Origin of the sequence: Chroococcidiopsis sp. TS-821, from assembly GCF_002939305.1 — a bacterium.
Classification (GTDB): Bacteria; Cyanobacteriota; Cyanobacteriia; order Cyanobacteriales; family Chroococcidiopsidaceae; genus Chroogloeocystis.
The window spans coordinates 739,289-753,144 of record NZ_MVDI01000001.1; the positions used below are offsets into that span (position 1 = coordinate 739,289).

The following is a 13,856-nucleotide window of genomic DNA, read 5'->3' on the forward strand; positions in this document are numbered from 1 at the left end:
TAGAGTATTTCAGCTAATGGCAAAAAACGACTTCTTGCGCAATGTTTGGTACTATGCTTTACCAGGAGGCTCACTCAAACGCAAAGCAATGGTTGCAAAAACGCTGCTGGGTGAGCCAATCGTTTTCGCCCGCAGTCGCGAAGGTAAAGTATTCGCACTCCGCAACATTTGTCCTCATCGTGCCGTACCCCTCAGCTATGGACGATTCGACGGACAAGAAATCGAATGCTGCTATCATGGTTGGCGCTTTGACCAAACCGGACGCTGTACAGAAATTCCCGCATTAGTTGAAGGCGATGCCCTCGATCTCAAGCGCTTCCAAGTTAAGCAGTATCCCGTACGCGAAGTGCAAGGCAACATTTGGATTTATATGGCATCCAACGAACGCAATGCACCGCAAGAACCAGAGATGGAAGTTCCCGTAGTGCCTTTCTTTGGTGACAAATCGTATCAATTAGTTGTTAAATTGCACTTTCCGTGCTATGTAGATCATGCAATTATTGGTTTAATGGACCCTGCACATATATCATTTGTCCATCGCTCTTGGTGGTGGAAATCAGGGCGATCGCTGTTTGAAGAAGTCAAAGCCTTTGACCCCTCACCGTATGGCTTTACGATGCGGCGGCACAAAATTCCCAGCGTCGCCCTTGGTTATCGACTCATTGGCAGTGGCGCACCCGAAACCGAAATTTCGTTTCGTCTCCCTGGCGTCCGCATTGAACACGTCAGCACCGAACACCACAACGTCTGCAACCTCACCGCTGTCACTCCTATATCAGAAACCGAAACCGAAGTTACAACGCTTCTTTACTGGACAACCCCTTGGATTACAGCAATCAAACCACTAATCAAACCCTTTGTCCGTGCATTTCTCGACCAAGACCGTCAAGTCGTCATCAAACAGCAAGAAGGCTTAAAATATGACCCGGCATTACTCCTGATTCGCGATGCTGATACTCAAGCACGTTGGTACTATCAACTAAAAGCCGAATTTACCCGCGCCGCCGCAGAAGGTCGCCCGTTCAACAATCCAGTAAAAACCCAAGTTTTACGTTGGCGAGCTTAGTATAAGAGACCGGAGGTCATCAAGTTGTTGAAATGAATGCACTAGCACATCATAAACTCTCCCTGAAATCTTTGTTCCTTTGCGTCCTACCCTACGGAAAGCCGCTGACGCGTCTATATGACCTTTGTGGTTCATTTTTTTTCAGATCTTTATAACTTCAGGACAACTACCTGCATGAAAGACAACTCCCCACTCTCTACCGTTGCCATTGCCCAACGCGATCTAGGCAATACTACTGCAACGACAATAGTACGCCTAGAAAACGTCTCCAAAATCTATGGTGCAAGAGAAACAGAAGTTCGAGCACTATCAAACGTTAACCTAACCGTAGAACAAGGCGAGTATTGCGCGATTATGGGCGCATCCGGTTCAGGAAAATCGACTGCGATGAACATTATCGGTTGTCTCGATCGCCCAACAGACGGTCACTATTACCTAGATGGCGTTGATGTCGCCGATTTAAGCGATACCGAACTAGCACACATCCGCAACCGCAAAATTGGATTTGTCTTTCAACAATTTCACCTGCTACCTCAATCAACCGCGCTGGAGAATGTCATGCTACCGATGGTATACGCTGGTATTCCGACAGCAGAAAGACGCGATCGCGCCGCCGAAGCCTTACGCCGTGTTGGCTTAGAAAAGCGACTCAACAACCGACCAAACCAACTTTCCGGCGGACAACAGCAACGAGTGGCGATCGCGCGGGCGATTGTCAATCAACCCGTACTACTGCTTGCAGACGAACCCACAGGCGCACTCGATTCAAGAACAACGCAAGAAGTGCTAGAAATCTTTGGTACACTCAACGCCAGCGGTATCACGATCGTCATGGTGACGCACGAACCTGACGTCGCCCGCAAAACACAACGCATTGTCTGGTTCAAAGATGGTGAAGTTATCCATTCGCACCTCACACCCGCCGACATCAACCAAGTTGCTACATCTTAGAGTTCCAGGTTGTTCGGAACTAAAAGTTTACACCACTCGTTCCCTCACCAAAGTTTTTCTGGTTCCTTCTTTAGCCCACGTAGGTAGACTTTGGTTATAAGCCGCAACTTTCGTCGTCAGGCATTAACCTCTATAAACTAAGCCCGCTGGTACGGGCTTGGCTCGAATACAATAAATGCTTAGAACTTCATAAATCTAATAAATTTAGAGACTTGATGTTTTACCTGTCTGTGCCTGAGTTTCGATCGGTTTAACATCGGTGTAACCCATTTGGCTTGCGATCGTCCGAAAAATAGAAATTTGGTCGTCAAAGTCAAGCGCTTCGATTTGGGACAATAAATTGTTAACAGCTTCGGTTGGTTGATAATCACTTGGCATACCTACCACAGTATCGCCCATAGCTTGCGCCCACGCATACCAAACCATCAACTGATTATTTTCTTTCAAAGCACCGTAAGCGCGAGAATATTCTGTATCTTCTCGATTCACAATCTGCCGCATAATCGCCAACTGCTCGTTATCAGACAACTTGTAGTAGTCTCCTAATAACATAGGTGCCAGTTCTGGATCGGTGGCAGCGGGAGCCGCTGGGGTAATAGAGCTACCCATTTTTTTATAAACTAAATAAAACCAAGCTAGTTTTGCGTCTGTTTCTAACCCATCAAAAGCTTGAACTACTTTTTGTGTTTCATCACTGAGTGCTTGGGGCTGATTTGTGTTTGGGCTAGAATTCATAGCTGATCTCCAGAATTTAAACTTGTTCTAGCATCAGGAGTAACAGAGTTTGTCAGTGCAAATCGCCCTCCAAGAGAGAGAGTTTATAGCAGGAATCAGCGGTTAGAGTTGAAATCTAGCTAGGGCAATTACTATGAGCTTCGACAATATCCTAACTCTATTGACTGACTAGGGGTAGAATTGCACAAATTTTCAGTTGCGTGTATTTCCTGAAATAGAGAGACAAAATCTATCTTAATGAGGTTATGGAAGTGTAACAGCACTCTGCTACGATCGCAGCACGCATAAAACATTCCCCAGGAGATTGTTATGGCTGACGAAGTTAAACCCAACCCCAATGAAGCCGTGACTCAAGAAGCACAGCTTGCTGCAGAAAACATGGCAGCAGGTAAAGAAAAAGCGTCAAATATTGACTTTGAAGCTGACTACGCTGCTGCACAGCAAATGAGTGTTAGTGACATCGATCGTACAGAAGCAGGAGCAAAAGCTGCTGAAGAAGCAACTGCACCGCAGTTTACCGTGTCGCAACAGCAAGAAACAAAAACTGAAGCTCCAGCAACAGGTAATCCTGATGATTACAAACAAATGGCACAAGAAAGCGTAGCGGCAAATGAGCCAGTCTCAGAAGTCTCGGACGATCTCCTTAAGAAAGCGCTTGACATGGGTAAGGCTGGAAACTCTTAGTTAACAATTTTTATTGGAACTAATAAACTTTACTAGTTTTTAAGTTTTATTTGCTCAACTAGAGTACAGTTGAGCATTAATTTTATCAGTTGAGGAATATTTGATTACTCAAAGAATAGGAATCTATCGTTTCTTCACTTGCTTGTAGTGCCATGACCGCTGAGATTAATTCTTGCGGTTGAGATACTATAAAATCTGGGTTTTGCTGAGCTAAAACTTCTGCAGAGTTGAATCCCCAAGTTACAGCGATCGCCTTAACATTGCTTTTTCTTGCAGCTTCAATATCCCGCGTCTCATCACCGACATAAATAATTTGGTCGCGACTAATTTCCTTTTGTTTAATTAATCTATTAATGATTTTACTTTTACCAAAAAGTGTTGTTCCTGAGTAAACAAATTCAAACAAGTGCTGCCATTCGTTTTTCTCAAGAAAATCTACAATATTTTCTTTGGAATTAGAGGTAATAATTCCTAAACGATGCCCTCGAGAACTTAATTCTTGTAAAACATCTTTGATTCCAGCAATGGGTTTGATATTCTTAATTTCTTTATTCAATTCGGCTCTAACTTTCTTAATTAGAAAAGGTAGCTTTAAAATTGAGATTCCTGACTGTTTGACAATTTCACGCGAACTTAAGTTTTTGAGTTGGTCAAGTTCATTGTGAGTTGTTGGTTGATAGCCAAATTCTAAAGCCAACCGATTTGTAATATCAACAATTACGTCAATAGTGTTGGCTAATGTACCATCGAAATCAAAAATAATTACTTTTGCTGTCATTGTAGAGCGCGTTTTACTGTTGGCTTGTGGACATATTTGCTGCGCCCTGTAAATTTGCTTTGGCGTTGCGCCGCAACATTTCTGGTTTGATGCGTCGTAGTGCTGAAGCTGGAAATCGCTTATTCCACTCGGCATCAGAAATTTCAGCAAGTTCTGCAAGTGTAGGTGCAATATTCCAGGAATAGGGCTGAAATTCCGCTACATCTGTTTCTTTAGCAAACCGCTGATTCCAGGGGCAAACATCTTGGCAGATATCGCAACCCGCAACCCAACCATGAAGTTGCGCTGCTACTGCATCGGGTAGTTTTTCACTCCGATTCTCAATTGTATGATAAGCAATGCAACGATTTGCATCAACAACAAAAGGCTGTGCGATCGCACCTGTAGGGCAAGCCTCAAGGCAACGAGTACAAGTCCCACAATGCTGAGTGTGCGGTTGGTCGGGAGTTAAGCTAAGATTTGTCAATACTTCGCCCAAAAACACCCAAGAACCATATTCGCGGGTAATTACATTACCATTCTTGGCAATCCAACCGATTCCAGCTTTTTGTGCCCAAACTTTATCTTGTACTGGCCCTGTATCTGCGTAGTAACGTGCTTTAATGCCTTCGGCTTGTGCCTCTAACCAAGTACTCAGCGATTTTAGCTTCTTGTGTAAAACCTTGTGATAATCCCTTCCCCAGCCATAGCGCGATATTTTGGCATACTTAGCTTCTTGGGGGCGCTGGTGAGGAGTGTAATAGTTTAAGGCAACACAAATGAGCGATCGCACGTCTGGCATGACTAATTTGATGTCTTGTCGCTTGGGATTTGCCATCCATGCCATATCTGCTTGATAACCCAGTGCCAACCATGCTTGCAAATGCTGTGAATTGGTCATGCCGTCTTCTACAGCAGCAATTCCTACTCGATGAAATCCTAATTCTAAGGCTTTTTGCTTAATGCGAGTCGTATCGATACTCATCCTTGTCGATACTAAAAACTTGCTTCTACGCTAACACTCCCAGATTTATTCATTTTTTTTATCAGTACAGAAACGACTTGTAACAGCATATAAGCCTGTGCGTACTAGATTTTTAGCTTGATTTATACGTTTAAGATTGCTGAATTCTTCGATTTGTAAATTTTATTTGCACTTTGTAAAGAAACGTTGCATACTAGAAATCAAGGAGGAGAGATTCAAGCATACAATCTAATCTTTGTCAAGAATCTCTAGAGCAGACATGACATACACAACAGAGTCAGCTTCCACATTTTCATCCACCCGCTTCGATTCCAGCACACAGTTTGCTGACGCCGTGCCTGCCACCATAGCTTTATTCAAGCGCCTCAGTGTGGACGATCAGCTAGCGTTACTTTGGTACGCATACACCGAAATGGGGCGCTCAATTACGCCTGCTGCCCCTGGTGCTGCGCGTTTGCAGTTAGCCGAAGGGCTACTCAACCAAATCAAAGCGATGTCTCACGCTGAGCAGTTGCAGGTAATGCGCGACTTAGCTGCAAACAGAAACACTGCAATTAGCCGTGCTTATGGCGTTTTAAGCGCAAACACGAAGCTTGCATTCTGGTATGAACTTTCTGTATTAATGGAGCGCGGCATTGTCGTACCCATGCCACCTGGATACCGACCTTCCCCAGCAGTGACCGAAGTCTTAGAAGCGATCAAGTCGCTTGATTTTGGTCAACAAATTACAGTGTTGCGTAACGCAGTTATTGACATGGGTGTCGATCCTTTAGCCGACTAGTCTCAGTCGGGTTGAGTGTTGGTGATTTCCCTTCCGTTACTGTTCTCTAATACAATCAATTCTATAGGGGCAGGACAGTTACCTGCTCTTTTTGTTGTGCTTTTGCCTGCCAAATAAGAATTTGTCTTATGCAGTCCAAATCTACTTCTTCAGCTAATGATACTCCAGAGCGCTCGATTAGCATTGAGGGCATTACCGAACCAACAATATTGCGCTACTTTGAAACGCTCAACGCAGGTGACTTTGATGCAACCGCGACACTCTTTGCTCGCGATGGCACGCTTAAGGCACCTTTTGAATCTCCGATTGTGGGACAAGCGGCGATCGCAGCATACCTGCATAAAGAAGCACAAAATATGATTCTTTCACCAAGTCAGGGAGTTATTGAGCCACAAGAAGATGCAATTAAGGTACAAGTTGCAGGAAAAGTGCAAACTTCTTGGTGCGGTGTCAACGTTGCTTGGACATTCCTGCTCAATCAGCAACGCGAAATTGTTGCTGCTACTGTCAAACTCCTTGCTTCTCCGCAAGATTTGTTAACTATGCAGCGTCCTACGTCCTAAATGCTAAGTTTAAGCAACAAGGGATTGCGCGAGCGATCGCATTAACATTTGACGTCCAAGATCGACGTCCCGTTCAGCACATTGCCAATCAGGGTGTGCACTCATCAACAAGCTTTCTAAACTTTCTTTATCAAAGAGATGCCATACCGGTATCGCTTCACCGTCAACTTCTACGGCGTAGCAATTTGAATTAATACAGTGAATTGTAAAACTACTGGCAGTTCGCGTTATTTGCATTTGCTGCTGTGGTTGCAATGCACGGAACTGACGAATCGTTTGCTTAAATTCGCTGAGCGAGGACACAACTAGCCCTGGAATTGCAACTGCGTTTGTCTGTGCATCACCGTTGACTGTAATCCAGTAGTGCCGTGCTGGGTCAATTCCTAGTAGCCAAGGCGATTCATCGTCTAGACGGTAACGAGGTGCTAAAGAAAGTGATGGTGTCATAACAACAGCTTGTAATAACTTGACTTACAATCAACCGCCAGTAAGCAATTACTCTTCGTCGAGTAGAATGTTGCCTACCATACTTTGTAACCAGTAAGATCAAGTTTTCAATAAAAACTTGTATTTATAAACTCTTTTTAATAAAAGTTATAATAATAATTAATGAAGCATCCACGCAAATCCACAACATCTACTAATATACCTATAGGCTTGCTACCTAAGGCATAGAGTAAAGAATAATACTTTATTTGTCAGTAATTTTTGGTAAAAAACGCGATTTGGCGATCGCATTGCCGTTTTGAGCGCTAAGCACAAGCGTAACGCGAAAGAAATATCGAAATGCAAAAATAGGGAGATAGGGGCAGCGCAGCTTCAAAGAAGATCGTAAGTTGTCTGCTTATCTCCTTGTGTCTGTTTATCCTACCAAGCCAGAACGCAATGCCCGAACGGCTGCTTGAGTGCGGTCATCAGCACACAGCTTATTCAGGATGTTGCGCACGTGAGTTTTTACTGTACCGACTGTAATATACAACTTCTCGGCAATCACAGCATTACTGCAACCTTCGACAATCAGTTGCAAAACCTCTAGTTCGCGTTCGGTAAGTGGGTACGCGGCGATCATTTGGTCGTATTCTGCGTCAGCTGCGTTGATTGCAACGGTCTTACTATCGGCTGCAACTGGTTCTGCAACTTCCGGGGTTTCTCTTGCTTGTTGTAGAACAATCCGCGCGATCGCTGGGTCAATCCACGAGTTACCGCCGTGCGTCACGCGCAACGCTTCTAGCAAGTTGTCAAAGCTAATATCCTTCATGCAGTAGGAATCAGCACCCGCAGCAAAAGCCGCTAACACAGCTTCTTTGTTGTCGCGTAAAGTTAAAATCAATACTTTAGTATTGTTATCATCTTCACTGTCTTGACTAGCTTTAATTTGCCGCGTGAGTTCAATACCATCTTTATCCGGTAAACCGATATCAACAATCGCAATATCTGGATGACTTGTTTGCAACAGTTTTAGCCCTTCACTGGCGTTAGCTGCTTCTCCAATCACTTCAATTTCCTGTCGCTGTTGCAGGGCTGTACGAATACCCACGCGGGTGAGGTCATGGTCTTCAATTAGAGCAACACGAATTTTGTTCATTGTCAACAACCGCTTCTACAATTTTTAAATTTAAAACCAAGGTTACTAATCTGACAGGACTAGCGTAGTTAAGATCACCCATCAACAGAAGTAGAGATTTCTCTAATCTAGAGGAATTTAATGGCGAATTTGCTAGTTTTGCCCCAAATGCCACTTCAACAAGCTGTCCTCCAAGGTTAGCGCTGAACAAGCGTAAAATGTATTATTTGTTACTTTTCAGCAGTCGCGGACGCACATCAACAATGCTAAGCTCGAAACTTGTCTTAATCATCATTGAGTAAGTTGAACTTGTGGGATAAACTCAATTTGCCATCATTAGTTTCTATCCAAGCGCTGGCGTTTGCTACTAAGTCTTGTGGAGATTATTGTATCAATTTGAGAAGCGAACAGACTAAGTAGAACCAATGGCAGCGGCTAAAACATAGAATTCCTTAATTGTCTTACGTTTAGATGGTTCGGTAATTTATGTTGAATTGCGTGTACTTTTTTGGTGTTGATGACACGACGCAAGGCAAGCGACTCATTCTGCACATAGTGTCAAATAAATCAAGTTTTGCAAAGCGGATAGTCAAGCGCCAAGACTGCTCAAAATGCAGATAAAACTACAAAAACACTATATCGTTGCATAAATTAATAAAAGTTCTACCTATGGATACTACATACAAAGACGATCGCCCGTCGATGACAGTAGAGTCAGGATGGGGATTTACTAAAGCACTGCATCCAGAAGACCGCAACCGTTATACGACGCAACAATCCTTAGCGATCGCCAAAGGGCAACCATACGAAATCAAGTACCGCTTACTTGCTGCAGATGGTCACTATCACTGGTACAGCGAACAGGGTACACCGGTAATTGCCGCAGGTCAAATTCAAGATTGGATCGTCAGCTGTACTCCCTACCACGAAGAACTCGCATCATCTGCTCGCCAACCCCGCGACGAGCCTTTAAAAGCCCTACAAGAAAGCGAACAGCGCTATCGCTCGCTCGTGATTGCGACATCACAAATCGTTTGGACAACTGATGCAGAAGGTAGAGTAGACGACATGCCAGCCTGGCGGGCGTATACAGGGCAAACCGTCGCCGAAGTCAAAGGCTGGAGTTGGTTAAACGCGGTACACCCTGAAGATCGCCATCGCACGGCTGTGACGTGGAACCGTGCAGTACAGGAAAAAACGCTCTACGATACCGAATATCGAATTCGCGGTGCCGATGGCAACTATCGTTATTTTTGGGTGCGGGGCGTACCCGTCATTGCTGAAGACGGCTCGATTCGCGAATGGGTAGGTGTCTGTGCCGATATTCACGACCGCAAGCGCGCCGAAGAAGAACTTAAAATCAGCGAAAAGCGCTATCGCGACTTAGCCAATGCCATGCCATTGATCGTCTGGACAGCACAACCCAATGGCACAATGGATTATTACAATCAATGGTGGTTTGACTACACAGGCTTGACAATAGAGCAAAGTACCGGATACGGATGGCAAGCAATTATTCATCCTGATGATTTATCCGAGTGTCTCAAGCGCTGGAACCATGCCGTTAGTACGGGGACATTTTACGAAATTGAGTATCGTTTTCGGCGTAAAGATGGTGTCTATCGCTGGCACATTGGGAGAGCCGTACCCGTACGCGACAATGACGGACAGATTCTATCATGGGTGGGAACCGCAACCGATATCGACGATCGCAAACGTTTTGAGGAAGCTCTTAAAGAAAGCGAAGCCCGCTTCCGAAGTATGGCAGACAACGCCCCAGTGATGATTTGGATGTCGGGAACCGATACCCAATGCAACTGGTTCAATCAGCCGTGGCTCGAATTTACAGGACGTAGTATGGAAGAAGAAGTCGGTGACGGTTGGGCGCAAAGAGTTCATCCCGACGACAAAGAACCGTGTTGGCAAACTTACCTAAAAGCATTTGCGGCGCGTCAGCGCTTTGAGATGGAATATCGCTTTCAGCGTGCCGATGGCGAGTACCGCTGGTTAGTTGATACAGGTGTGCCGCGCTTTACACCGAGTGGCGATTTTGCAGGGTATATTGGCTCTTGTGTTGATATCACTGAGCGTAAGGCGACGGAAGCAGCGCTGAAACATCGTGCTGAGGAATTGACTTATTTAACAAACGTGTTAGCAACAACAAATGCTGCTCTAGAAAAGCGCAACCAAGAATTAGATCAATTTGCTTATGTCGCATCCCACGATCTGAAAGCACCCTTAAGAGCGATTGCTAATCTTTCACAGTGGATCGAAGAAGATATCGCCGACCAACTCAACGCCGAAAACCGCCGTCAAATGGATTTACTGCGCGGGCGCGTGCATCGGCTAGAAGCCTTAATAGACGGCTTGCTACAGTACTCGCGTGTAGGACGCACAGCAACAGCAACTGAATTAGTGAACGTTCAAGCATTGCTTAATGAAGTGCTAACAATGCTCGCCCCACCCCCAGAATTTACCATCGCGATCGCCACGCCAATGCCGACACTGCACGCGCAAAAGTTACCCTTATTTCAAGTGTTCAGCAATCTCATTAGTAACGCGATCAAGCATCACAACCGACCTAACGGTAACGTCGCGATCGCCGCAACCGATAAAGGAGATTATTATGAATTTACTGTTAGTGATGATGGTCCAGGAATCGCACCTGAGTACCACGAAAAAGTTTTTGGCATCTTTCAAACCTTAGAAGCTCGCGATAAAGTCGAAAACACAGGAGTTGGTCTTGCGATTGTCAAAAAAATCATCGAAAGTCAAGGAGGACGAATCTACATTACTTCGCAAGAAGGTCAAGGAGCCACGTTTCACTTTACTTGGTTAAAGTAGCGACGACTTCTTAATTTCTCAACCCGAACTATTCCTCTTACATGACCAACCTAGACACGATCGCCGGTACGCACAACTTTAGTTTAGTCTTTCTCTCAATCGGGATAGCGATCGTTGCTGCTTATACCGCACTCGATCTAGCAACATATGTCAAAGCTACCGCAGGCAAGTGGCGTGTTGTCCTGTGGCTAACAGGTGGTGCGCTGGCGCTGGGCATTGGTATTTGGTCGATGCACTTTATTGGTATGTTGGCATATGGTTTGCCCGTGCCCGTAAACTACAACTTTCCCATTGTTGGGGTATCAATGGTACCTGCCATTCTTGCTGCTGGTGTGGCGTTATTCCTTGTCATTCGCGAAGAATTAAGTTGGCTGCAGTTAGTTGCTGGTGGTATATTCATGGGCTTGGGAATTGCCGCGATGCACTACACAGGGATGCACGCCATGCAGTTAAAGGCAACGCCACTGTACGATCTGCGGCGTGTTGGTGTCTCGCTGGTTGTTGCCATTGGAGCTTCACTAGCCGCTTTATGGTTAACGATTCAAAACCAAAGCGAGACGATTCCGCAAAGGACAACGCGTAAGTTTGCGAGTGCGATTGTCATGGGAATTGCGATCGCGGGAATGCATTATACTGCCATGGCAGCCGTAACGTTTCAACTTGCTAACGATTCGAACGCCGCTTTAACTCAAATCGATAACTCGACACTCGCCGTCTCGATTGGTATCGCTACGCTCATTTTACTGGCACTCGCCATCATTGCTGCGACGATCGCGCAACGCCTTGCTGCTGAAAATGCCCGCACTGAAGTTTTACGCCAGAGTGAAGCACGCTTTCGCGCCCTCGAACAGAACTCTTCGGATGTCATCCAAGTCATCGATGCCGCTGGTAGCATTACGTATACGAGTTCCTCAATGCAGCGGATTTTAGGTTATACGCCAGAAGACTGGCAGGGTAAACAAGCAGTGGCACTCGTATATCAAGACGATCTTGCCTTAGCCCAGAAATTGTTACAAGATGCTTTAGCGCATCCTGCTGCAAACATTTTTGCTGAGTTGCGTTTAAAAAATGTAAATGGCGCGCGTAATTTTGAGGCGATCGCGTGTAACTTACTTGCCGAACCAAATGTCAATGGTATTGTCATCACCTACCGCGACATTAGCAAACGCAAGCAAACCGAATCAGCATTGTGGAATGCACTCCAGCGATTGACGTTTCATGTCGAAAACTCACCGCTAGCAGTCATTGAATGGAATCGCGACTTTCGGGTAGCGCGGTGGTCCCGTGCAGCAGAAACGCTCTTCGGTTGGCAAGCCGCAGAAGTTTTAGGTAAATTACCAAGCGAGTGGAATTTTATTTTTCCAGACGATCGCACTGCTGTCGGTCAAGTTATCGAGCGTCTCATCGATGGCAGTCAACAGCGCAACGTTTCGTTTAATCGTAACTATACAAAAGATGGCAATGTTGTGTACTGCGAGTGGTACAACTCAGGCTTGCTCGATGAAGTTGGTAATCTTGTTTCGGTACTGTCTTTAGTTTTAGATGTAACGCAGCAAAAGCGTACCGAAGCCGAACTTGTTCAGCGCGCCAATGAACTTGTTCGCCTGACTACCTTACTGGCACAAACAAACTGCGATTTACAAAAGCGCAATCAAGAACTTGATGAGTTTACTTACGTTGTTTCACACGACCTCAAGGCACCCCTACGCGCGATCGCTAACTTGTCGGAATGGATTGAAGAAGACTTGGAAGACCTTCTAACGACAGAAACGCGCCGCCAAATGAACTTACTGCGTCAGCGAGTGTATCGTCTAGAAGCTCTAATCAATGGTTTACTAGAATACTCACGGATTGGACGCATCGAAACCGCTGTTACGTCTGTCTCTGTGGCGACGCTGCTTGCCGAAGTTATCGCTTCATTAGCTGTGCCTGTGGGTTTTACGATTGAAGTTGCACCCTGTATGCCAACGTTACTAACTCATCGATTGCCCTTAGAACAAGTCTTTAGTAATCTCATCAGTAATGCAATTAAACATCACCCTAGGTCGAATGGCAAAATTCAAATTACAGCGGCAGAGCGTGGAGACTTCTATGAGTTTATTGTTGCCGATGACGGTGATGGAATTGCGCCAGAATACCACGCCAAAGCGTTTGGTATCTTTCAGACCTTGGGCGCGCGCGATCGCCAAGAGAATACAGGAATCGGATTAGCAATTGTTAAGAAGATTGTTGAAAATCAAGGAGGTAAGATTTGGGTAGAATCTCAGGCAGGACAAGGCGCAACGTTTCACTTTACTTGGGCAAAAATTAAAGAATAAGTAATAAGAAATACGTCAAAAGAATTAAGTATTTATTGTCAGTAACAGGAATCTGGCTAGCGATTGAGGCAAATTAACAAATTAGCAGCAAAAATAGAATTACACTGTGCTTAATAATGAATAACAAAATGACAAACATCCTACTTGTTGAAGATGACGAAGTGGATGTAATGAATGTCAAGCGTGCGTTTAAAAAGAATAACATTACCAATCCACTTTATATGGCTGCTAACGGCGTAGAAGCGTTAGCTCTGCTGCGTGGCAAGGGCGATACGCTTATTCCTCGCGAACGGCGGCTTGTGCTACTTGATTTGAATATGCCAAAAATGAATGGCATCGAATTTTTGCGCGAATTACGTGCAGACCCTGAACTGCGTTCGACTCCTGTGATTGTCTTAACGACATCAAATGAAGACCGCGACAAAGTGGAAGCTTATAACTTCAACGTAGCAGGATATATTCTTAAGCCTGTTACTTTCGCTAATTTTGTCGAAGCTGTAGCCACATTAAACAAGTATTGGACATTGAGCGAAATACCTTGAGGTCGTAGCTAGCACGATTGGTAAAAATCAAGGGAAAGACACGTTGGCAAAGAAACCTGAACCTAA

13 protein-coding genes are annotated in these 13,856 nt (G+C 45.0%); 8 read left to right on the forward strand and 5 right to left on the reverse strand.

Features of this window, described 5'->3' with window-relative positions:
* Positions 1–16: 16 nt before the first annotated feature.
* Together B1A85_RS03550 and B1A85_RS03555 are read left to right on the forward strand one after the other, a co-directional pair.
* On the forward strand, positions 17–1,066 hold the full coding sequence (locus B1A85_RS03550) for an aromatic ring-hydroxylating dioxygenase subunit alpha (RefSeq protein WP_104545518.1): 1,050 nt from the start codon (positions 17–19) through the stop codon (positions 1,064–1,066).
* Between the two features lie 174 nt (positions 1,067–1,240).
* Positions 1,241–2,017, forward strand: coding sequence for an ABC transporter ATP-binding protein (locus B1A85_RS03555; protein ID WP_210404156.1), 777 nt, complete (start codon positions 1,241–1,243; stop codon positions 2,015–2,017).
* A gap of 204 nt (positions 2,018–2,221) precedes the next feature.
* On the opposite strand, the gene B1A85_RS03560 is transcribed toward B1A85_RS03555, so the two are convergent.
* A complete protein-coding gene (locus B1A85_RS03560; RefSeq protein ID WP_104545519.1) occupies positions 2,222–2,752 on the reverse strand; it encodes an orange carotenoid protein N-terminal domain-containing protein in 531 nt (176 codons plus the stop codon).
* 309 nt (positions 2,753–3,061) lie between these two features.
* On the opposite strand from B1A85_RS03560, the gene B1A85_RS03565 reads away from it, so the two are divergent.
* Positions 3,062–3,436, forward strand: coding sequence for a hypothetical protein (locus B1A85_RS03565; RefSeq protein WP_104545520.1), 375 nt, complete (start codon positions 3,062–3,064; stop codon positions 3,434–3,436).
* 85 nt (positions 3,437–3,521) lie between these two features.
* Here the strand turns inward: B1A85_RS03565 and B1A85_RS03570 are convergent, their stop codons facing one another.
* Both B1A85_RS03570 and queG read right to left on the reverse strand, forming a co-directional pair.
* On the reverse strand, positions 3,522–4,214 hold the full coding sequence (locus tag B1A85_RS03570) for an HAD-IA family hydrolase (protein ID WP_104545521.1): 693 nt from the start codon (positions 4,212–4,214) through the stop codon (positions 3,522–3,524).
* 13 nt (positions 4,215–4,227) lie between these two features.
* The gene (queG, locus tag B1A85_RS03575) at positions 4,228–5,178 is read right to left on the reverse strand and encodes a tRNA epoxyqueuosine(34) reductase QueG (protein ID WP_104545522.1); all 951 of its coding nucleotides are present in this window, start codon (positions 5,176–5,178) and stop codon (positions 4,228–4,230) included.
* 259 nt (positions 5,179–5,437) lie between these two features.
* Here queG and B1A85_RS03580 point away from each other — a divergent pair, with 259 nt between their 5' ends.
* Entirely contained in the window at positions 5,438–5,959 is a 522-nt protein-coding gene (locus tag B1A85_RS03580; RefSeq protein WP_104545523.1) for an orange carotenoid protein N-terminal domain-containing protein, read from the forward strand.
* Between the two features lie 128 nt (positions 5,960–6,087).
* Positions 6,088–6,522, forward strand: a complete 435-nt coding sequence (locus B1A85_RS03585; RefSeq protein ID WP_104545524.1) for a nuclear transport factor 2 family protein — start codon at positions 6,088–6,090, stop codon at positions 6,520–6,522.
* A gap of 9 nt (positions 6,523–6,531) precedes the next feature.
* Here B1A85_RS03585 and B1A85_RS03590 read toward each other — a convergent pair whose 3' ends face one another.
* Both B1A85_RS03590 and B1A85_RS03595 read right to left on the reverse strand, forming a co-directional pair.
* A complete protein-coding gene (locus tag B1A85_RS03590) occupies positions 6,532–6,969 on the reverse strand; it encodes a hypothetical protein (RefSeq protein ID WP_104545525.1) in 438 nt (145 codons plus the stop codon).
* A 415-nt stretch (positions 6,970–7,384) separates the two neighbouring features.
* Positions 7,385–8,107, reverse strand: coding sequence for a response regulator transcription factor (locus B1A85_RS03595; RefSeq protein ID WP_104545526.1), 723 nt, complete (start codon positions 8,105–8,107; stop codon positions 7,385–7,387).
* Between the two features lie 648 nt (positions 8,108–8,755).
* Here B1A85_RS03595 and B1A85_RS03600 point away from each other — a divergent pair.
* The 3 genes from B1A85_RS03600 to B1A85_RS03610 all read left to right on the forward strand — a co-directional run bounded on the left by B1A85_RS03600 (position 8,756) and on the right by B1A85_RS03610 (position 13,790).
* On the forward strand, positions 8,756–10,930 hold the full coding sequence (locus B1A85_RS03600) for a PAS domain-containing protein (protein WP_104545527.1): 2,175 nt from the start codon (positions 8,756–8,758) through the stop codon (positions 10,928–10,930).
* Positions 10,931–10,971: 41 nt separating this feature from the next.
* The gene (locus B1A85_RS03605; RefSeq protein WP_104545528.1) at positions 10,972–13,248 is read left to right on the forward strand and encodes an MHYT domain-containing protein; all 2,277 of its coding nucleotides are present in this window, start codon (positions 10,972–10,974) and stop codon (positions 13,246–13,248) included.
* A 116-nt stretch (positions 13,249–13,364) separates the two neighbouring features.
* Positions 13,365–13,790, forward strand: coding sequence for a response regulator (locus B1A85_RS03610; RefSeq protein WP_104545529.1), 426 nt, complete (start codon positions 13,365–13,367; stop codon positions 13,788–13,790).
* Positions 13,791–13,856 lie beyond the last annotated feature (66 nt).